Here is a 20,803-nt window from a genome sequence, read left to right on the forward strand (position 1 = left end):
AATATTATGCTTAAAGTACCTGGGAACCAGTATTTTGGCAGGGAAATATATATATTTAATTGAAGTAATAGGATATTACACAGGTACGAGATATTGAAAGGCCCTCCCGGTTAACGGGAGGGCCTTTCTTAAATATTGACTTTTAACGAATTACGCGTTCCTGTTGATGCAATTCAGGTCGGCAAACGCTTCTTCAAGACGTTTTACAAAGGATTCTTCACCTTTGCGCAACCATACGCGTGGATCGTAATATTTTTTATTTGGCTTGTCTGCGCCTTCCGGATTACCCAGCTGACCCTGCAGATATGCTTTTTTAGACTCGTAGAAGTCATGTACACCTTCCCAATATGCCCACTGCATATCAGTATCCAGGTTCATTTTGATCACGCCATAACCCAGAGCTTCAGTAATCTGGTGTTTAGGAGAACCTGAACCACCGTGGAATACATAAAATACTGGTTTCTGAGCAGTCTTGAACTTCTGCTGGATAAATTCCTGGCTGTTCTGTAAGATCACAGGACGTAATTCTACGTTACCCGGAGTATACACACCATGTACATTACCAAAAGCAGCAGCTACTGTAAAGCGGGTACCGATCTTTGATAATTCTTCGTAAGCATAAGCTACTTCTTCAGGCTGAGTATACAGCTTGGAGTTGTCTATACCAGAGTTGTCAACACCATCTTCTTCACCACCGGTTACACCCAGTTCGATTTCGATAGACATGCCCAGCTTGTTCATGCGCTCGAAATATTTCAGGGAAGTTTCGATGTTCTCCTTGATTGGCTCTTCGGAAAGATCCAGCATGTGGGAACTGTACAAAGGCTGACCAGTTTGCTTTTTGAAGGCTTCACCTGCATCCAGCAAACCATCGATCCATGGTAACCATTTCTTGGCAGCATGGTCTGTATGTAATACTACAGGAACACCATAGTATTTAGCTACCTCATGTACGTGTTTAGCGCCTGAAACACCACCGGCAATATTTGCCTGCAGCTTATCATTCGGCATGCCTTTACCAGCAAAGAACTGAGCACCACCGTTAGAAAACTGTATAATTACAGGTGAATTTACCTTTGCAGCTGTTTCCAGTACTGCGTTAACAGTGTTTGTTCCTACCACGTTCACGGCAGGCATTGCAAATGCATTAGCCTTAGCATCATTGTACAGCGCATCCAGCTCTTCGCCGAATAACACGCCAGCTCTGTATTTTCCCATAGCTTACGAATTGTTTTACATTTAAGGGAAGCAAATATAAGGACTTAATAGTACTTATTATAGTGTTTTCGTAGACTTTACGGTTTCAGGGGGGAACAGGCTCCTGAAATAAGCAGGGGCATAAAGGAGCCTGCTGCCATACCAGGAGTACATTTCACCATCTACCAGCAGAATTTTCGACGCTGGTAATAATTCCTGTAATTCAGCAATATGCTTTTCTTTGAAAGGGTAGGGCTCAGAAGATAATAAAATCAGTTGACAATCGGTTGCCTGTAGTTCAGCCAACGTTACTTCCGGATAGCGGGATAATCCGGCAAAGACATTTTCCAGTCCGGACAACTTCATCATTTCATGAATAAAAGTATCCCCGCCGGCAACCATCCAGGGATCTTTCCATATGAAGTAAGCGGTTTTTAATTGACCCGGCCCTGTAAGGGTGCTGAATTCTTCTGAAATCTGCTTATTAAGTTGTAATGCAACTTCACTTGTTCCTGTTATAACACCAATACTGCTGATCATTTCCTGCGCATCGGCCAGGGTATGGATATCACTTACCCATACAGGAAATTCCTCCATCAGTACTTTCACCTGTTGTGGGTCGTTCTCCTCTTTATTTGCAATAATGAGATCTGGTGCCAGGGCCCGGATCTGATCCAGGTGGAGTTTTTTAGTTCCACCTATGCGGGTCTTTTCCCTGAACCATTCGTCAGGATGTACACAGAACTTAGTGATGCCCACCACTTCTGTGGTTAACCCTAGATAGGAAAGCAATTCTGTTTGTGAGGGAACAAGCGACACAATCCGGCGCGGCGGGAAAGGAATCTTTACCCGCCGGCCCAACTGATCAATATGTGTATTAGTTTCCAAGTGCCTGGATAATGTCGTATTTGGTTACGATATGATAGTCGCCACTTTCATCTTTTGTTAACACAGCTCCGTTTTCCTTATTAATATATACGGATAACTTTTCTATAGGCGTATCCATCTTTACTACCGGAAAAGCAGGTTGTATCACCTGTTTTACATGCGCATCTTTCAGGTTGGAATCATCTATCAATCTGATAAACAATCCATTTTCGGAGATGGAACCCACAATTTCATTATTATGTAATACCGGGATATGCTCTATATCGTATTTTTTCATTTTCACAATCACATCACTTACTTTCTCATCCTGATCAACCGTTACAAGGGGTTTATTACGACGGGCATTCACCACATCTTTTACTGTTTTAACATCAAGAAAGCCGCGTTCCATCATCCACTGATCATTATATACCTTTCCTACATAACGACTGCCATGATCATGAAAAATCACTACTACCAGGTCTGTTGGTTTCAATTTGCTTTTCAGCTGTTGCAGTCCTGCGATAGCTGAGCCTGCAGAGTAACCTACAAAAATCCCTTCTTCTTTTGCGATGCGGCGGGCCATTACAGCGCCGTCTTTATCGGTTACTTTTTCAAAGAGATCTATGAGGGACATATCATAATTCTGTGGTACAAAATCTTCCCCGATGCCTTCTGTGATGTAAGGATAAACCTCACTCATGTCCAGTTCGCCCGTTTCATGAAACTTTTTCAGCAGGGAGCCATAACTGTCTATTGCCCAGAGTTGAATGTCGGGATTTTTCTCTTTAAGATATTTTCCTGTACCAGTAATAGTGCCACCAGTTCCGGTAGCAACTACCAGGTGGGTTATCTTTCCGTCTGTCTGTTCCCAAATTTCCGGGCCGGTTTGCTCATAATGAGCATCGCGGTTAGCCAGGTTATCGTACTGGTTCATATAGAACGAGTTAGGGATTTCTTTTGCCAGCCGGGCGGCTACAGAATAATAAGAACGTGGATCTTCAGGTTCTACGTTTGTAGGACAAACAATTACTTCTGCACCTACGGCCTTCAGAATGTCTACTTTTTCTTTCGACTGTTTATCTGTAGTAGCAAAAATGCATTTATAGCCTTTTACTACTGCTGCCAGGGCAAGTCCCATACCGGTATTTCCGGATGTTCCTTCTATAATAGTACCTCCCGGTTTTAATAAGCCTTTTTGTTCCGCCACCTCTACCATCTTCAGTGCCATGCGGTCTTTGATTGAGTTGCCTGGGTTAAAGAATTCTACTTTTGCCAACACGGGACAGGGTATTCCTGCTGTTACCCGATGCAGTTTTACTAAAGGGGTATTTCCAATTGTTTCCAGAATGCTATTGCAAAAATTCATATTGTGAAATGTTGAATTCCAACGAAAATAAGGAAATTTCAGGTTGTAGTGTTATCTTGAAGATACTATAACAAGTATTAAAACAGGAATCAAACGGGTTTCAGATAAGGTACGTTCAGGCTCATCCTACGTTCATCCTACGTTTTTAAACGAAGGATGAACGTAGGATGAGCCTGAGCCCTTACTCTTTAGTTCCCGTTTACTAACTGTCTGTACTTGTATTGAACTATATTTGCAATATATGAGTCAGCGGATCTTTATAACGGGCATAGGTACCGGAGTGGGAAAAACATTAACTGCGGCCTGCATCACAGAGGCGCTGCAGGCTGATTACTGGAAACCTGTGCAAACTGGTTTGAAGGAAGGGACAGACACTGATACCGTGAGAAGCCTGTTATCCAACCCGATATCCGTATGCCACCGTGAAGCCTATTGCCTGGAAGAACCAGCCTCTCCGCACCTGGCCGCGAGAATGGAAGACGTGACTATCAATGTAAAACGGATCATAGAAGTAGCCGAAAGCTTGCAGCCGGCAAACAGACCACTGGTTATTGAAGGGGCAGGAGGATTGATGGTGCCGCTGAATGAGCAGACCTTCACCATCGACTTTATTCAGCAGCTGAATGCAAAAGTGGTCATTGTTGCACAAAATTACCTGGGCAGCATTAACCACGCACTGTTAACTGCCAGAGTACTGAAACACAGTGGTATTCCCGTGATGGGATGGGTTTTTAGCGGGGATACCCATAGTAATGAGGACGAAGTCGTATCATGGAGTGGCTTCCCGCATCTGGGACGAATACCCAGAACATCGCTGGTAGACAGGGCCTTTGTAAAAGAACAGGCAGAAAAGCTATCTTTGCGGACAACAACTTTATAACCTGAAAGCATACTTGTTAACAAAAAAGGATATACGAAAAGAATACCTGGAAAAACGTTTGAATCTTCCGGATGCCGTAACTACCACGCTGAATGGGCAACTGCTGGAACAATTCCGGCAACTGGATTATAGTTCCTTAAGACTGGCCCATATTTTTCTGCCAATTACTGAAAAAAAAGAGGTGAATACTCATGCGCTGGTCCACTGGGCGCGGGAAGCATGGCCTGCACTGAAATGGGTATTGCCTAAGTCAGATCTCAAGACCGGCCAGATGCAGCATTTTTTGTGGGAGCCACAAACCATCCTTGAAAAGAACAAATATGGTATTCCGGAGCCGGAAAACGGAACACTGGTTGAACCTTCTGCAATCGATCTTGTGTTTGTTCCTCTATTGGCATTTGACAAAACAGGTCACCGTGTGGGATACGGAAAAGGGATGTACGACCGTTTCTTAAGTGAATGCCGGCCGGATGCCATCACTATCGGATTGTCACTTTTTGACCCGGTAGATAAAATTACAGATACAGATGCCCTGGACGTGCCACTGAAAATGGTGATCACTCCGGACGCTATCTATCATTTTTCAAAAAGTTAATGCATGTTGCAATACCTGAAGATTTTTTTATACCCTTTTTCCCTGTTATATGGCCTTGTGATGTGGATCCGCAACCGCTTATATGATACGAATGTACTCACCGCTGTAGAGTTTGACCTGCCCGTGATTGCCGTTGGGAACCTGTCAGTCGGAGGCACTGGCAAAACTCCCCATGTAGAACATTTGATTCGCCAGCTGAAAGATCAGTACCATACAGCTACTCTCAGCCGGGGATATAACCGGCGCACTACCGGCTATCTGCTGGCAGATGAAAACAGTACGGCAGCCCAACTGGGAGATGAACCCATGCAGTTTCATCAGAAATTTCCTCAAATCAGCGTTTGTGTAGGAGAAGAAAGGATGCTGGCCATTCCGCAATTACTCGGAGAACGCCCTGATACGCAGGTAATACTGCTGGATGATGCTTTCCAGCACCGTTCCATTAAGCCGGGTATGAATATCCTGGTCACGGATTACAGCCGCCGTTTTACAAAAGACCATGTGGTACCTTTTGGCCGCCTGCGTGAAGGCCGCAAAGGATATGAACGGGCTAATTGTATTATCGTGTCCAAATGTCCGCCCAACTTATCGGAAGCCGAAAAAGATGCTATCAGAAAAGAAATAAACCCGCTGCCATCTCAACAACTGTTCTTTACATCCCTGCAGTATGGCACATTATATGATATGTTCAGCGGTCAGCCAATCGATGTACCTGCCGGCGCTACACTGATGCTGGTATGTGGAATTGCCCGCCCGGAGCCATTATTACAGCAGCTGAAAAGCACCCATGAACAGGTGTTCCTGCTGTCCTTTCCAGATCATTACTACTATGCGGAACATGATCTGGATAAGATAAGGAAGGAACTGGCCGACCTTCCGGGCAACAAAAAAATGGTAATAACGACAGAAAAAGATGCTGTAAGACTGCACCTCCTGGAAGAAAGATTAAAGGAGTTAAACATAAGCATCGCCGTTATGCCGGTAGAAATATCTTTCCTTTTCGGGGAAGCATATTCATTTAATAATTATATTTTTGATTACGTGGAGCAGTTTGGAAGTAACCATGTTTAAATGTTACGAGAATGACAAATAGTAAAAAACCTCAAAAAAGCAGCAGCCATGAGAAGGTATTCAAAGGCGCTGTACAAATAACCCGTTCGGGTATGGCCTTCGTAATTATAGAAGGACAGGATAAAGACGTGATGGTAAGGCAACAAAACCTGAATACCGCACTGGATGGCGATGAAGTGATCGTGAATGTGATCAAGCAGGGCAAGAATATGGGCCGTATGGAAGGTGTGGTAACGGAGATCATTACACGCAAAAAAACAGAGTTTACAGGCACCCTGCAGGTAAATAAAGGCTTTGCCTTCCTGATACTGGACAAATCATTGTTCATGCCGGACATCTATATCCCGGCCAATGTACTGAAAGATGGTAAAACCGGTGATAAGGCGCTGGTACGCGTTGTAAGCTGGGGCGATAAAACCCGCAAACCGGTGGGAGAGATCGTTGAATTACTGGATGCTACCAATACCAACGATCTGGCCATGAAGGAAATCCTGATAGAAAGCGGATTCCCTCTCAGTTTCCCCGATGACGTTTTGGAAGAGTTAGTACAGATAGAAGAAAGCACCTCTTTAGATGAAATAAAGAAAAGAAAGGACTTCCGTAAGATCCTCACCTTTACGATAGACCCTGTAGACGCAAAAGATTTTGATGATGCCATTTCCATCCGCAAAATGCGTGGTGGCTGGTATGAAGTAGGGGTACATATTGCAGACGTTAGCCATTATGTGTTACCGGAAACTGCACTGGATAAGGAAGCCTATAAAAGAGCTACTTCCGTTTATCTGCCGGACCGTGTAAACCCGATGTTGCCGGAAAAGATCTCTAACGAACTTTGTTCCCTCCGTCCTCATGAAGATAAACTGACCTTCTCCGCTGTTTTTAAAATGAACGAAAAAGGAGAGATCAAGGAACATTGGATAGGCAGAACCATCATTCATTCCGATCATCGTTTTACCTACGAAGATGTACAGGAAGTGATAGAAAGCAAAGTAGGACAATATGAAGATGAAGTTCTGCTGCTGAATCAGATAGCTCAAACCATGCGTGCGGAAAGATTCAGACATGGTGCTATCAATTTCTCCTCAACAGAAGTTCGCTTTCAGCTGGATGAAAATGCAAAGCCAATAGGCATTGTGGTGAAAGAAAGCAAAGAAGCCCATCAACTGATTGAAGAATTTATGCTGCTGGCCAACCGTACCATAGCAGAGTATGTATATAATATTAAGATAGGAACGAATCAGCGTGTTCCTTTCCCATACAGGATCCACGATACCCCGGATGAAGATAAGCTGCAGGTATTTTCAGTATTCGCCCGCAAGTTTGGTCATTCACTGGATACCAGCAATATGGATACATTAGCCGCATCTTTCAATGAGATGTTGCGGCTGGCTAAAGGGAAACCGGAACAGCATGTGCTGGAAACCCTGGGAATCAGGACGATGGCAAAGGCGGTATATACCACCGAAAATATTGGTCACTACGGACTGGGCTTCGAACATTACTGTCATTTTACTTCTCCTATTCGCCGTTATCCGGATGTACTGGTACACCGTGTTCTGGCAGAATGCCTGGTACATGATGTGCACCCGGACAAGAATATGGAAAGCAAATGCAAGCATTCTTCTGAAATGGAACGCAAAGCCATGGAAGCGGAAAGAGCGTCCAACAAATACAAACAGGTGGAATACATGCAGCAGTTTCTCGGTGAGGAATTTGATGGTGTAGTGAGTGGAGTAGCGCATTTTGGCTTCTGGGTGGAAACTGTGGATACCAAATGTGAAGGACTGGTGAGCATTCATAATATGACAGCAAAGGACGAGTTCCACTATGATGAAGCCGAATATGCACTGATAGGTTTGTATACTGGTAAGAAAATCCGTATTGGGGATAGAGTAAAGATCCGCGTAGTAGCAGCCAACCTGGTGAAACGTCAGCTGGACTATGATCTGATAGAAGACTGGCCGGATATGCCGCAGGGATCACGCCCCACGGCACGTCGCAAACCAGCAGCAGGCGATAGTCGCCGGTCTGGTGGTGGAGATAGCCGCAGATCTTCCGGAGGAGATAAGAAATCATCGGGAGGAGCAAGGAGTGGAGGACGTAAAGAGTCTGCAGGCAACGCTGGAAAGAAAAAAGCATCTTCCGGTGGTAAAAAGAATGAAGGAAGATCCAAAAAGAAAAATTGACACAAATAATGATGCATTCATTTCAGGAATTAACTGTAAAGTTTGGAGAACATTTTGAAAAAGAACATTTCCCGGAACAGCCTAAAAAGTTGTATGATTCTGTAAACCACATCCTTAAAATAGGAGGTAAACGTATTCGCCCGGTGCTCAGTATCATGGGGAACGAACTGTTTGATGCCATTCACCCGGATGTATACCAGGTAGGCATCGCCGTAGAAATGTTCCATAATTTTACCCTGGTGCATGACGATATCATGGATAAAGCGCCGCTTCGCCGGAATCATCCTACTGTACATACGTTATACGGAGAACCTACAGCCATCCTGGCCGGAGATGTAATGCTCATAAATGTATATGAATACCTGAACAGGGTGCAGCCTCATTATAAACAGAAACTGCTGACGGCTTTTAACAAGGCTGCCAAAGAAGTATGTGAAGGCCAGCAGATAGATATGGATTTTGAAGATATGGAACCGGAGCAGGTACACTACAAGGACTATGTGCACATGATTGCCCTGAAAACCTCCGTATTACTGGCCGCCAGTTTACAGATGGGAGCCATTATAGGAGGGGGGAGTGAATATAACCAGACGCATATTTACGAATTTGGTAAGAATGTAGGTATTGCCTTCCAGATTCAGGACGATTACCTGGATGCTTTTGGTGATCCGGAGAAATTTGGCAAACAGCAGGGTGGCGATATTCTCGTTAATAAAAAAACCTTCCTGTTGCTGAAAGCATTGGAAATGTGTAATCCGGCACAGCGCACCAAACTAAAGGAATTACTGTCCGCCAATCCGGACGATAAGGTAGCACAGGTACTGCAACTTTTCCGTGACTGCCGGGTAGATGCCTGGGCAGAGAAGGAAAAGGAACGTTTTCAGGATATTGCTTTACAGCATCTTGAAAGTATTGCCGTATTATCTGCCCGGAAAAAGCCATTAATAGACCTGGCTGATTATTTACTAAGAAGGGAGCATTAGATTTTTTGATATATTCGCAGCATCGCTAAACCTGTAACGTAATTCACATTTAACTGCTATCACCCAATGTCTAAATCGCTTTTTAGAAAAAAATCTATTGCTACGATATTAAAAGATGCACATGATGGTTTGACTGACAGTCATGGTGGTGGTACTAAATTACAAAAAGTATTGGGCGTAAAAGATCTCACTGCAATGGGAATTGCAGCGGTGATTGGCGCCGGTATCTTCTCTACTATCGGTGAAGCCTCCTTTCATGGCGGCCCCGGAGTTTCCTTATTGTTTATTATTACCGCGGTAACCTGTGGTTTCTCTGCACTCTGTTATGCAGAATTTGCCTCCCGTGTACCGGTATCCGGCAGTGCATATACTTATTCTTATGTAACATTCGGAGAACTGGCCGCCTGGGTAATTGGCTGGGCGCTGATCCTGGAATATGCCATTGGGAATATTGCGGTAGCCATCTCCTGGAGTGGCTATTTCAATAACCTCCTTAGCGGTATAGGAATGTCTTTCCCGGTATGGCTTACCAGTAACTACGACAGTGCAACGCCGGAGATAGTAGCCGCAGCGCCACATATAGCCGGAGTGCCTATCATTCTGAATTTACCTGCTTTTATTATAGTAGTACTGGTTACTTATCTGGCCTATGTAGGCATCCAGGAAAGTAAACGCAGTGCCAACCTGATGGTGGGATTAAAGATCCTGGTGATCCTGTTTGTGATTGTGGTGGGAGCTTTTTATGTAAATACCAGTCACTGGGATCCGTTTATGCCCAATGGTTTTTCGGGAGTGATGAAAGGTGTGTCGGCTGTTTTCTTTGCTTATATCGGCTTTGATGCCATCAGTACTACAGCAGAAGAATGTTCTAATCCTCAGCGGGATCTGCCAAAGGGGATGATCTATTCGCTGATCATCTGTACTGTATTATATATCCTGATCGCTTTAGTGCTGACAGGGATGGTATCCTACTCACAACTGAAAGTGAATGATCCGCTGGCATATGTGTTTCAGGCAGTAAACCTGCCCTGGATAGGATATATTATTTCGGTGAGTGCCGTAGTGGCCACCACCAGTGTATTGCTGGTATTCCAGATAGGGCAGCCCCGTATCTGGATGAGTATGAGCCGCGATGGACTGTTACCTAAACGCTTCAGTAAGATCCACCCCCGGTTTAAAACACCTTCTTTTGCCACTATCATCACTGGTTTTCTTGTAGGTGTCCCCGCATTATTCCTGAACCTGACGGTTGTAACAGACCTTACCAGTATAGGAACACTGTTTGCATTTATCCTTGTTTGTGGTGGCGTATTGCTGCTGCCTCCGCAGGAAAAAGCAGATCCGAACAATAAGCGTTTCCGTTTGCCTTATATTAATGGACAATTCATCGTTCCGGCAATCATTATAGCCTTTGCGTATTTTTTCCGTGAGGAGTTACCGAACAAGTTCTCTTTTGAAGGAGGTTGGGAGGTATGGAAACATAATATTCCTTTCTTTTTCTTTACTATAGCGGCGATTGTTTTTTCCGTGCTTTCGTTCTTAAAAAAACTATCGCTTATTCCTGTGCTGGGACTGCTTAGCTGTTTTTACCTGATGACCGAGATTGGGTTCCGGAACTGGGTTGTGTTTTCTATCTGGTTGTTGATGGGGTTAGTGATTTACTTTGGGTATAGTTACCGGAACAGTAAGTTGAATAGTGTGAAGAAGATTATACTAAATGCTTAGTATGGAAAGCAGAGAAGCTTTAAGAAGAAGGCTTTATGAAAAGTTATATGCCAGGGAGTATAAAAACAGGATAGGTTTTTTCTTCCCTGAGTATGTTTTACTGTCTACGACTGCTCAGACAAAGTACTATGCACCTCTTCTCAAAGCGAATACTAAGGACCCGAAGGTGTTTATAAACCGGACTGCCCGGATTGTTGCAGGTATTGGTTTGCTGCTGCTGGCATCATTTGCTTTAACCATATTTATAGCAACGTTTGATAATTCTGTCGGGAATTATCTGATATTATTATTTGTCCTGGTTGCTTTATGCGTACCATTAATAACTCCTTCATTACGACCACGCAGAATTGAAATTTCCAGATCAGGTCTGGTAATAGATGACCGTAGCTTCCAATGGCATAACATATTGGATATGTATATTGTTGCCAGACCCAGAGGTGGACGCCGTAGTTCTTCTTATCGTTATTACCTCGCATTATTACTGGATCCAGAGGAAATCTTTATTTACAGACTACCCTGGTTTGGTATATACTCATTCCGGGCCAAACTGAGTGCTTACCTGGAGCATTTCCGCTCTAAACGCTGATTTTGTAGTATGAATATTTTAATGTATATTCATATCAGCTCTTAAAAATCAAATTTTATGAACCTACTGCAACGTATTGACCGTTGGGGCGAGTCGCATCATCCTAAGTGGGTAGACGCCATTCGTGTCCTCTTAGGAATTTTCCTGTTCTGGAAAGGGGTGGTTTTCATACAAAATATTGATGTTCTTAAAGCTGTGATCACCCAGAGTCCGGTATTAACTGTATTATCTTTCTGGCTTGCTCATTACATTGTTTTTGCTCATCTGGCTGGTGGTATTCTCATTACGTTCGGTTTACTGACAAGAGTTGCTGTCATTGTCCAGATCCCCATTCTTTTAGGCGCGCTCATTTTTGTACATACCTCTACGGGGTTATTCGATGTACATGGAGAAACCGGCCTTTCTATCCTTGTTCTGCTGCTATTAATCTTCTTCTTAGTGGAGGGGAGCGGCCCCATTTCTTTCGATGGATATATGCGCCGTCACCCGGCATGAAGATTTTTCACAATGATCTTCGCTAGTGGTCAGGATGGCTCAGGGTCGTCCGGCCACTAGTAATTATGTCCTCCCGTTTCGGCTCATTTCCTTAGATTTGCCACTCATATTGGGAAATTTAAGTATGAAATACGAGATCGGCGATAAAATTTTATTATTACATTCTAAGGAAGAAGGGACAGTAGTGGACATCATCAATGCCGAAATGGTAATGGTAGAAGTCGGCAAAGTATCCTTCCCTGTATATCTTGACCAGATCGACTTTCCTTATTTTCATCGTTTTACCGCTCCCAAGGTAACACCTCCACCTACCCGTATACCCGGCTGGGATATCAAACCTGAAAAAAAGCAGGAGACATTCAAAGAAAGTAAAGGAGTATTCCTGTCTGTATTACCTGTATTCCAGGTAGAAGGGTATGAAGAGAATGTGCAGGTACTGAAGTTTCACCTGCTGAATGAAACACAAATGGCCTATCGCTTTCATTTCCAGGTATGGCTGAAACAGCGGCTGGAACTGGAAATCCGCAATGATATTGATGCTTTCAAACACTTTTATCTCTCAGATCTTTTATTTGAATCATTGAATGATAGTCCGCGGCTGGAATTTACTTTCTATCCGAAGGAAAATGATCCCACCCTGGCACCTGCTTACCAGAAAATCTGGAAAATAAAGCCTAAACAACTTTTTCAGCAACTCAATGAATTAAAGGCCCGCAGGGATGCTACCCTGAGTTATCCTTTATTTGAGAAATACCCTATCAAAGAGAAATCTGCCATATCAGATTTTGAAACGGGGAAGATTGGTAACCTTGCTGCAGGAGCTAACAGCGTAGCAGCACAGGCAGAACCGCCCTTGCAACCCAAATACGAACTGGATCTTCATATAGAGCACCTTTTGACAGAATGGAGAGGATTAAACAATGTAGCAATCCTGGCCATACAACTCAATGAATTTCAGCGTTACCTGGATCTGGCGATTGTACATCATCAGCATACCATGATTGTTATTCACGGACTGGGAAGAGGTAAGCTGAAAGAAGAGATTCATGCAATACTGAAGCAGACTAACGATGTAGAACGCTTTGTGAATGAATATCACCCCCGCTACGGATATGGTGCTACTGAGATATTTTTCAAACATTAGGGACATAACTATACTACGATCTCTGCTATGTGCATAGCGTTATTGAGATATTTTTCAGCATTAGACCTTAATTCTATTATTTTTGCAACGAACTACAGACCGTGCTATCGCTCTGAGATTTATTTCAGTGAGGAAAGTCCGGACAGCATAGGGCAACGCACCACCTAACGGGTGGGGCCTGTGAAGGGTGAAAGCCTGAGACAGGTACAGAAAGTGCCACAGAAAATGACCGCTCCATAACGGCTTGCCGGTATGGAGTAAGGGTGAAAATGTGGGGTAAGAGCCCACGTTCTGTAATGGCAACATTATAGGAGGGTAAACCTTGCGTGCTGAAACGCCATGTATACAGTCGATTGAGGGCGGCTCGCCCGATGACTGAGGGTAGGCAGCTACAGGTGACGTGTGAACGTCATCGCAGATAAATGATAGCATCACGGGCATTGCCCGGGAACAGAATCCGGCTTACAGGTTTGTAGTTTATTTTTTTTCTTCAGAATGATTAACCAAATGGGCAATAAAGCCTGTTCCAGAATCAAATAATACCCTTCGTTAATTAGCGATTTAAGCAGCAACTAAAATGAAGCTAACAGAATTATCATATAAGACAGCTAATTGGGAAATTAAGAATCTCGAATTTGATAATGTGAGTTTAATCGTTGGTAAAAACTCAACAGGAAAGTCGAAAACATTGCGTGCAATAGATTTGCTGGGTAAAATTCTTACGCAAAGGGTAGGTTTAGTTGAGGAGTCCACATGGAATGTAACTTTTTCATCCGATAAGTACGGAACCATTAATTATCAATTTATAGTAGAAACGAGCAATGGAGAATCTTTTGTTTCATTTGAACAGATGGCAGTAGATGATAAGGTTTATGTTCATAGAAAATTACAACAGGCATCCCTTCAGAATGTATTAGATAATATTGGCAATACTATTTATCCTCCTTCTAATAAACTGACTATCCATATTACCCGCGATATTAAAAAGTATCCTTACCTGGAAGAAATTATAATTTGGGCTGAACGTTCCTACGGGTTTAAATTTGGCAGTATTGGGCCTGAAGTTCCTTATAATCAGCAGGAATATAACCTGCTAACTGCTGTGGATGAAATACCTGCTTTATATAAAGAGTTAAGTGCAGAAAGTAAAGAAAGGGTGAGGAAATACTTTTTAGAAATCGGGTACAGGATTGATGAGATTGTTTTCACGTCAGGTCGTCAAAGGAATTTCCTGCATATAAAAGAATCTGATATGGAAATATATCTTGCACATTATCAACTTTCGCAAGGGATGTTTCGTAGTTTGTCCATATTGATCTTCATAGAATATCTTTTATTCATAAAGAAAGCAGCAACGGTAATTATAGATGATTTGTGTGAAGGGTTAGATTACGATAGGGCTACTAAACTTGGCAAGATTATATATGAGAATTGCATACAAAAGAACATTCAATTGATTGCTACCTCTAATGATATGTTTCTGATGGATGTAGTAAATTTAAAATACTGGAACCTGCTGCAAAGGGATGGTGCAGTTGTGACCGCATTAAATCCTAAAAATCAACCAGATCTGTTCAACGATTTTCAATTTACCGGTTTATCAAATTTTGATTTCCTGGCTTCTGATTATATAGCCCAAAAGATTAAAAAATGACCAGAACCGCTGTATTCGTTGAAGGACAAACAGAATTGATTTTTGTCCGGGAGTTATTATTAAAAGTATTCGAGTATCAGAACATATCGCTGGAATGCTTTAATCTTTTTACAGACACTAATTTTCATCCTACTGATTATGCTTTCCCTAATCCGGATGCAGCGCATTTTTTCCAGATAATAAATGTAGGAAATGATAAAAGTGTGCTTACCAGGATATTGAAGAGAGAGAGCTATTTGAAGAATGCTGGATTTCAACGGATCATAGGATTAAGAGATATGTATTCAGGGGAATACAGGGATTTGGTTAAAAACCAAAGTATAGACAACGATATTAACCAAAAATTCATTGATGGCCACAGATCTCAGATCAAATCCGGCGATATTTTTTTCTCCTTTGCAATTATGGAAATCGAGTCCTGGTTATTAGGATTGAGAAGATCTTTTGAGCGGATGGATAACCGGTTAACACCTGAATTTATTAATGAGCATGTAGGATTTGACCTGAATACTGTAGATCCTGAGAAGACTTTTTTTCATCCTGCAGATAATGTACACGATATATTTCAACTTGTTGGACAACGTTATAGTAAGAGTAAAGGGGACATTAATGCCTTGGTTAGTCATATTGAAAGGAATGACTATATAGAATTATTGGAAAGCACTAAATGTAATTCTTTTAAAGAGTTCTATGGAAGCCTACAGATACCAAAGGTCTGATTAAGTGATAATTTGCTTATATTAAACTGATTATCAATAACTAAAAACATTCAAAATCATAATAAGCAAGTAAAGACGATCCTTTGATTTTATTTTTTAATTTAGTAACCCACAATAACTAATCCCTTATGCAACAAAAAGAAGAAAATACCTGGGCCACGCTGGCTCATCTCGGAGGAATAATTGGTACGCTGGTTATTCCTTCTGTTGGTAATATCTTAGGGGCTCTTATAATCTGGCTGATCAAACGCAATGAATCTGCATTTGTAGATGATCAGGGAAAAGAAGCTCTGAATTTTCAGATAACCCTAAGCCTGGCAAATGCTGCATTAGGCATTATCACTGCCATCCGTTTTGGATTCTGGTCATTTAACAGTATGTTTTTCCATAGAGGAGACTGGGATTTCGACGATCTGACTATCTACTCTGGCAGTCATGGTGTAATATGGATACTCAACATCGTTTTTTCCATCATTGCAGCAGTTCGCGCTAATAAAGGAATTGGATATAAGTATCCGGTAAGCTGGAGACTTGTTAAGTAATTACAGGACTTTATCCTTTGAAGATTTTGTATAATAAAAAAGCTCCCAACCGGGAGCTTTTTTATTATACAAATAGTTTGTAAATCAGTTGATTTGAATGTCCACTTAACAGAATGTGTGAACCCCGTGCATGTAGGTTCTTTTGTTATCCTTTTCTAATCTTATTCACTTTCGCCTTCTTAGGTGTAAGCTCTCCCTGCATAGTAGCAGCCAGCTTTAATGCATTGTAAGCATTTACTACACCTCCCGTAATAGAAAGATCTGCAAAGGGTACTTTGTCATTCGTATCGGGCTTGATCACTTCTTTTGTTCCATCAGGTAATGGTGTAGCAGATTCTTCAAGCACTTCCTTTAACTGCCTGGCACTCAGGTTAGGATAATAGGAGAGGACGAGTGCCGCCACACCGGCTACTACAGGAGCCGCCATACTGGTACCACTGGCACTGCCATATTTATTACCACCTGGTACAGTAGAATAAATCTGTACTCCGGGAGCAAACAAGTCTACACTCTTTTTACCATAATTAGAGAATCCTGCAATCTTTGGACCTATTTTACCATTGCTGCTTGCACCCACTGTAATGTAGTTACCGGCATGGGTATGATCCACAAAGTCAGGATTAGGGAAGTTATCTGTAGAGTCGTTATTATTACCATCATTACCGGCAGCATGTATCAGTAATACACCTTTCTCATCTGCATATTTTACAGCAGCATCTACCCAGTCTTTATGAGGAGAAAAGCTCTTACCAAAACTCATATTGATAACGCGGGCACCATTATCCACTGCATAACGGATAGCCAGTGCAATATCTTTATCACGCTCATCACCATCAGGTACAGCTTTTACAAGCATGATACGTACATTATCAGCTATACCATCCATTCCTACACCATTATTTCTTACAGCTGCGATGATACCGGATACGTGAGTACCATGAAAGCCAAATTTGCCCATTACATCATTGTTGCCATAATACCGGTCGTTGATATCATTGATATCATCTCCGATAATTTCAGCTCGTTTATCTGCCGGTTCTCCTTCTACAATTTCTGCTTTATGTTTGAGATCTTCCATGTATTCATCAAACTCAGATTTGAAAACGGCGTAGGTAATATCCTGTTCTTCAGTACTTTTCAGCAGTCTGATCATGTAGTTCTTTGCCATCATAACACCCTGGTCGGCGGTCTCGATGCTATCCAGCCTGGGGATGGTAAAGTCACTTTGTTGCAGATATCTTGTCAGCAGGTTTTCACATTTTTTCACATTATCCTGCATTTGCTGCATTTTCTGATAGGTCAGTTTGCTTTCGCTGCTCGGTTTTACGATTTTACCCTGAAGCTTCTGCCAGTAGGCATATTCTTTGGATTGTTTGTCCAGCAGGGAATCCGGATTACCGTATAATCTCTTGTAACGGTAATATTCGCGGGTACCTTCATCGGTATCTTCTTTTACACTGCGTCCATCTTTACCACCCAGAAAATTCCAGCCATGAATATCATCAACATAACCATTTTTATCATCATCGATTCCATTATTTGGAACTTCTCCCGGATTTATCCATAAAATGGATTTGAGATCTTCATGGGTAGTATCTACTCCTGAATCTATCACAGCCACAATAACAGGGGTGCTTTTTTTGCCTTTTAACAAGTCTGCATAGGCTTTTTCAACGCCTGTACCATATACGCTGTCAGTTGCGTAGTTCAGTAAATGCCAGTTTTTAGGAATAGCTGTTGTACCTTGGCCATAGGATCTGCTAGTTGTAAGTGCAGTCAACATCGCAACACAAACGGTCATGACTGCCAGCGCTCTGCTAAATTTCATCTAATTTATTTTTTTCACAATAAGCGTAACAATACGAATACCATATTTGGTTAAAGATATGTAAAATGACATATTTGGGAAGGGCATTAGTGATAAGCGACTTAAAACATGGATAAAGGAAAAGCTTCCGGGGAGTATTAGTGAACAAAGATGTGGGGAAAGAGGTTATTTAAATTAGCACAAAAGTTGAATATGAAATTCCAGAAAAAAATGTAATATTTAGTTTTTGAAGAATAATTGGAGGCCTTACAGCTATCTGATTATTTTCTCATAAGCATGGTTTCCGTTTAACGAAAAGCGGGGTTCTCTAACCTCGCTATTTTTATATACTTGTATAACGTTTAATGTCCTAACTTATTGTATTAGAATAAAAACTAAATAGTTTGATACGGACTAAAAAAATGGCTTTGAGATAGTATGAATCTCAAAGCCATGAAGTTGCCTTATATAAAATGAAGTGTTACAGATCAAACTTAATACCCTGGGCAAGTGGGAGATGGGTTGAGTAGTTGATAGTATTGGTTTGCCTCCTCATATACGCCTTCCAGGCATCTGAACCACTCTCGCGTCCGCCACCGGTTTCTTTCTCTCCTCCAAAAGCACCACCAATCTCCGCACCTGAAGTTCCTATGTTCACATTGGCAATTCCGCAATCGGAACCCGCCTGTGACAGGAAAAGCTCAGCTTCCCTGAGGTTGAGTGTCATAATTGCAGAAGACAATCCCTGTGGTACATCGTTTTGCATAGCAATCGCTTCATCCAGCTCTTTGTATTTCATTACATAGAGGATAGGCGCAAAGGTTTCATGCTGAACGATCTTAAAGTTATTCTTTACTGCTGCAATACAAGGTTTTACATAACAGCCGGATGAGTAAGCATCCCCTTCCAGTACACCACCTTCTACTATGAAACTTCCACCTTCGGATTTGATTTCTGTAATAGACTGCTGATACAAACGCACCGCATCTTTATCTATCAATGGACCTACGTGGTTATTCTCATCCAGCGGGTTGCCAATACGCAACTGCTGATAGGCTTTAGCAAGTTTTTGTGTAAAAGCATCGTACACACTTTCATGGATAATGAGGCGGCGGGTGCTGGTACAACGCTGACCGGCAGTACCTACAGCCCCAAACACACAACCAATCAGGGACATATCGAGATCGGCATTGGCTGTAATAATGATGGCATTGTTACCTCCCAACTCCAGAAGGGACCTTCCCAGACGGGAGCCTACGGCTGTACCAACTGCCTTACCCATGCGGGTAGAACCTGTGGCGGATACCAGCGGAACACGGGTATCTGCAGCCATCCATTCGCCCAGTTCACGGCCACCTACTACCAGGTTACAAACGCCTTCCGGTACCTTATTATCCCGTAATACATCCTGGATGATCTGTTGACAGGCAATAGCAGATAAAGGTGTTTTTTCTGATGGTTTCCAGACACATACGTTTCCACATACCAGAGCCAGCATAGAATTCCAGCTCCAGACCGCTACCGGGAAGTTAAAGGCAGAGATGATTCCCGTAATGCCCAATGGGTGCCATTGCTCATACATGCGATGGCCCGGCCTTTCAGAATGCATGCTCAGACCATAGAGTTGTCTTGAGAGTCCTACTGCAAAATCGCAGATATCTATCATCTCCTGTACCTCACCGTATCCTTCCTGCAAACTTTTCCCCATTTCATAAGAAACCAGTCTGCCGAGCGCTTCCTTATTCTTCCTCAATGCTTCGCCCGCCTGTCTTACCACCTCTCCACGACGGGGAGCGGGCCATGAGCGCCATTCCTTAAAAGCCGCAGTGGCTGTTTCGATAACGGAGTCGTAGTTTTCACGGCTGGCAGTGCTCACGGAAGCGATCACTTTACCATCCACAGGAGAATCTGCTTTGATTGAAGGGCCAGTTGCTGGCAGCCATACAGTGCCGGTGCTTACGCCACTATTTTCTGCATTTATATGTAGTTGCTGTAGAATATCGTTGATCATGTAGATGAGAATTAAGAAGCAAATTTAAGAAAATTGCTGATGACGGTTTTGGTGTTGTATTTGGTACCCAGTGGTTTACTGACCTTTCTGAGTTGTCTGTGAACTGTAAGTGCTTTCGAAGATTTTATCGGCATTGCCCGCTTCAAAACCTTCGCGGCGTTGTTCACGGGTAATGGAGGATGCTGGCAGGTGTGCGAACTGGGGCAACACCTTGCGTTCTGCAAACTCTACATAAGAGCCGGCTATCTGCAGTGTTTCATTATCTGCAAAGGTGGCTGGGATCATTTTCGCAACAGTGCTGCTTTGCAATAACAGGCCATCCGGACTGGTTTTGATTTTGCCGCCTGCATTATTCAGTACAAAACCCTTCTTTTCCAGGAATGTATTAAAATCCGCTACGGTATTATATCCTTCAGGGAGGTTCTGCAGGCTGATGGTAAAATGGTTCAGGTAATACCGGTTATAGATCACCCAGGCAGCGTATTCACTTTCTGCAGCAAGTGTCTGATAATCCTGAATAGTAGGTGTACGCCATAAAGCACTATGCAGGAAGTTGTCTACTATAACTCCGCTATTCAGGTCCAGCTGATTGGCAGGGTCTGTGATCACTTCGCTGGTGTAACTCGTGATGATAGCCTGTGCCTGTTTGCTGAGATCTTTCACCCTTAACTCACTCAGGAAAATACGCGGGTAGTGGGGTTTCGGAGGAGCATACCACCAGGCATCCAGTTTTTTTTCCTTAAAATGATACGGATCCTTTTTCGTGTAACCGTAGTGGAGGAAGATCTTTTCGAGCGACTGTATACCCAGCTGTGGGACGCCTATAGTCCTGAAGGCAATGTGGTCATTCTCAATATCTTCTGCGCGCTGAATAATGTTATCATTGATCATTGCCGTAATAATACCGGCAACATCAGGCACACGCTCTTTATAGCGATGCATTAGTCCGTTCAGAACGTAGTCTAACATAAA

General features: G+C 42.7%; 18 protein-coding genes and 1 other RNA gene. 13 read left to right on the forward strand and 6 right to left on the reverse strand.

Annotated features, from left to right (window positions below; genetic code table 11):
* Window positions 1–150: 150 nt before the first annotated feature.
* From fbaA to BM176_RS28715, 3 genes are read right to left on the reverse strand one after another with little or no spacing between them, the layout of a single operon-like run.
* Complete coding sequence (gene fbaA, locus BM176_RS28705) at window positions 151–1,218, reverse strand: class II fructose-bisphosphate aldolase (protein ID WP_090107851.1); 1,068 nt, start codon at window positions 1,216–1,218, stop codon at window positions 151–153.
* Window positions 1,219–1,275: 57 nt separating this feature from the next.
* Window positions 1,276–2,085: an ABC transporter substrate-binding protein gene (locus BM176_RS28710; protein ID WP_090107852.1), complete on the reverse strand. Its 810-nt coding sequence runs from the start codon at window positions 2,083–2,085 to the stop codon at window positions 1,276–1,278.
* Window positions 2,075–3,433 (reverse strand): pyridoxal-phosphate dependent enzyme, encoded by a 1,359-nt coding sequence (locus tag BM176_RS28715; RefSeq protein ID WP_090107853.1) that lies wholly within the window; start codon window positions 3,431–3,433, stop codon window positions 2,075–2,077. The genes BM176_RS28710 and BM176_RS28715 overlap by 11 nt, the downstream gene beginning before the upstream one ends.
* Window positions 3,434–3,674: 241 nt before the next feature.
* On the opposite strand from BM176_RS28715, the gene bioD reads away from it, so the two are divergent.
* The 13 genes from bioD (at window position 3,675) to BM176_RS28780 (ending at window position 16,013) form a co-directional block, all read left to right on the forward strand.
* Complete coding sequence (gene bioD / locus BM176_RS28720) at window positions 3,675–4,313, forward strand: dethiobiotin synthase (protein WP_090107854.1); 639 nt, start codon at window positions 3,675–3,677, stop codon at window positions 4,311–4,313.
* A 13-nt stretch (window positions 4,314–4,326) separates the two neighbouring features.
* Window positions 4,327–4,908: a 5-formyltetrahydrofolate cyclo-ligase gene (locus BM176_RS28725; protein WP_177230574.1), complete on the forward strand. Its 582-nt coding sequence runs from the start codon at window positions 4,327–4,329 to the stop codon at window positions 4,906–4,908.
* 3 nt (window positions 4,909–4,911) lie between these two features.
* Window positions 4,912–5,979, forward strand: coding sequence for a tetraacyldisaccharide 4'-kinase (gene lpxK, locus BM176_RS28730; protein WP_090107856.1), 1,068 nt, complete (start codon window positions 4,912–4,914; stop codon window positions 5,977–5,979).
* An 11-nt stretch (window positions 5,980–5,990) separates the two neighbouring features.
* Entirely contained in the window at window positions 5,991–8,165 is a 2,175-nt protein-coding gene (gene rnr / locus BM176_RS28735) for a ribonuclease R (RefSeq protein ID WP_255373603.1), read from the forward strand.
* An 8-nt stretch (window positions 8,166–8,173) separates the two neighbouring features.
* Window positions 8,174–9,148, forward strand: a complete 975-nt coding sequence (locus BM176_RS28740) for a polyprenyl synthetase family protein (RefSeq protein WP_255373604.1) — start codon at window positions 8,174–8,176, stop codon at window positions 9,146–9,148.
* Between the two features lie 66 nt (window positions 9,149–9,214).
* Entirely contained in the window at window positions 9,215–10,873 is a 1,659-nt protein-coding gene (locus BM176_RS28745) for an amino acid permease (RefSeq protein ID WP_090107857.1), read from the forward strand.
* A 1-nt stretch (window position 10,874) separates the two neighbouring features.
* Complete coding sequence (locus tag BM176_RS28750; RefSeq protein WP_090107858.1) at window positions 10,875–11,459, forward strand: hypothetical protein; 585 nt, start codon at window positions 10,875–10,877, stop codon at window positions 11,457–11,459.
* Between the two features lie 57 nt (window positions 11,460–11,516).
* Entirely contained in the window at window positions 11,517–11,954 is a 438-nt protein-coding gene (locus tag BM176_RS28755; protein ID WP_090107859.1) for a DoxX family protein, read from the forward strand.
* Window positions 11,955–12,078: 124 nt separating this feature from the next.
* Window positions 12,079–13,098, forward strand: a complete 1,020-nt coding sequence (locus BM176_RS28760; RefSeq protein WP_177230575.1) for a Smr/MutS family protein — start codon at window positions 12,079–12,081, stop codon at window positions 13,096–13,098.
* 91 nt (window positions 13,099–13,189) lie between these two features.
* Window positions 13,190–13,579: RNase P RNA component class A (gene rnpB / locus BM176_RS28765), an RNA gene on the forward strand.
* 96 nt (window positions 13,580–13,675) lie between these two features.
* The gene (locus BM176_RS28770; RefSeq protein WP_090107861.1) at window positions 13,676–14,752 is read left to right on the forward strand and encodes an ATP-binding protein; all 1,077 of its coding nucleotides are present in this window, start codon (window positions 13,676–13,678) and stop codon (window positions 14,750–14,752) included.
* Window positions 14,749–15,471 carry a DUF4276 family protein gene (locus BM176_RS28775; RefSeq protein WP_090107862.1) on the forward strand — a complete coding sequence of 241 codons (723 nt, stop codon included), beginning with the start codon at window positions 14,749–14,751 and terminating at the stop codon, window positions 15,469–15,471. Before BM176_RS28770 ends, BM176_RS28775 begins: the two co-directional genes overlap by 4 nt.
* Window positions 15,472–15,599: 128 nt before the next feature.
* A complete protein-coding gene (locus BM176_RS28780) occupies window positions 15,600–16,013 on the forward strand; it encodes a DUF4870 domain-containing protein (protein ID WP_090107863.1) in 414 nt (137 codons plus the stop codon).
* Between the two features lie 145 nt (window positions 16,014–16,158).
* Here the strand turns inward: BM176_RS28780 and BM176_RS28785 are convergent, their stop codons facing one another.
* The 3 genes from BM176_RS28785 to BM176_RS28795 all read right to left on the reverse strand — a co-directional run bounded on the left by BM176_RS28785 (window position 16,159) and on the right by BM176_RS28795 (window position 20,800).
* Window positions 16,159–17,841 (reverse strand): S8 family serine peptidase, encoded by a 1,683-nt coding sequence (locus tag BM176_RS28785; protein WP_218162301.1) that lies wholly within the window; start codon window positions 17,839–17,841, stop codon window positions 16,159–16,161.
* 460 nt (window positions 17,842–18,301) lie between these two features.
* On the reverse strand, window positions 18,302–19,831 hold the full coding sequence (locus BM176_RS28790) for an L-piperidine-6-carboxylate dehydrogenase (RefSeq protein WP_090107865.1): 1,530 nt from the start codon (window positions 19,829–19,831) through the stop codon (window positions 18,302–18,304).
* Window positions 19,832–19,906: 75 nt separating this feature from the next.
* Window positions 19,907–20,800 carry a DUF1338 domain-containing protein gene (locus tag BM176_RS28795; protein WP_090107866.1) on the reverse strand — a complete coding sequence of 298 codons (894 nt, stop codon included), beginning with the start codon at window positions 20,798–20,800 and terminating at the stop codon, window positions 19,907–19,909.
* Window positions 20,801–20,803: the final 3 nt, after the last annotated feature.

The organism is Chitinophaga sp. CF118 (assembly GCF_900112615.1).
Taxonomy (GTDB): domain Bacteria; phylum Bacteroidota; class Bacteroidia; order Chitinophagales; family Chitinophagaceae; genus Chitinophaga.

What these genes read in the sequence shown, in the direction of transcription:
- BM176_RS28790 (WP_090107865.1), bottom strand. Translation starts at nt 19,831, where the DNA reads ATGATCAACGATATTCTACAGCAACTACATATAAATGCAGAAAATAGT.
- BM176_RS28755 (WP_090107859.1), top strand. Translation starts at nt 11,517, where the DNA reads ATGAACCTACTGCAACGTATTGACCGTTGGGGCGAGTCGCATCATCCT.
- BM176_RS28770 (WP_090107861.1), top strand. Translation starts at nt 13,676, where the DNA reads ATGAAGCTAACAGAATTATCATATAAGACAGCTAATTGGGAAATTAAG.
- fbaA (WP_090107851.1), bottom strand. Translation starts at nt 1,218, where the DNA reads ATGGGAAAATACAGAGCTGGCGTGTTATTCGGCGAAGAGCTGGATGCG.
- BM176_RS28785 (WP_218162301.1), bottom strand. Translation starts at nt 17,841, where the DNA reads ATGAAATTTAGCAGAGCGCTGGCAGTCATGACCGTTTGTGTTGCGATG.
- BM176_RS28750 (WP_090107858.1), top strand. Translation starts at nt 10,875, where the DNA reads ATGGAAAGCAGAGAAGCTTTAAGAAGAAGGCTTTATGAAAAGTTATAT.
- BM176_RS28795 (WP_090107866.1), bottom strand. Translation starts at nt 20,800, where the DNA reads ATGTTAGACTACGTTCTGAACGGACTAATGCATCGCTATAAAGAGCGT.
- BM176_RS28780 (WP_090107863.1), top strand. Translation starts at nt 15,600, where the DNA reads ATGCAACAAAAAGAAGAAAATACCTGGGCCACGCTGGCTCATCTCGGA.
- BM176_RS28745 (WP_090107857.1), top strand. Translation starts at nt 9,215, where the DNA reads ATGTCTAAATCGCTTTTTAGAAAAAAATCTATTGCTACGATATTAAAA.
- lpxK (WP_090107856.1), top strand. Translation starts at nt 4,912, where the DNA reads ATGTTGCAATACCTGAAGATTTTTTTATACCCTTTTTCCCTGTTATAT.
- BM176_RS28775 (WP_090107862.1), top strand. Translation starts at nt 14,749, where the DNA reads ATGACCAGAACCGCTGTATTCGTTGAAGGACAAACAGAATTGATTTTT.
- BM176_RS28740 (WP_255373604.1), top strand. Translation starts at nt 8,174, where the DNA reads ATGATGCATTCATTTCAGGAATTAACTGTAAAGTTTGGAGAACATTTT.
- BM176_RS28715 (WP_090107853.1), bottom strand. Translation starts at nt 3,433, where the DNA reads ATGAATTTTTGCAATAGCATTCTGGAAACAATTGGAAATACCCCTTTA.
- rnr (WP_255373603.1), top strand. Translation starts at nt 5,991, where the DNA reads ATGACAAATAGTAAAAAACCTCAAAAAAGCAGCAGCCATGAGAAGGTA.
- BM176_RS28760 (WP_177230575.1), top strand. Translation starts at nt 12,079, where the DNA reads ATGAAATACGAGATCGGCGATAAAATTTTATTATTACATTCTAAGGAA.
- bioD (WP_090107854.1), top strand. Translation starts at nt 3,675, where the DNA reads ATGAGTCAGCGGATCTTTATAACGGGCATAGGTACCGGAGTGGGAAAA.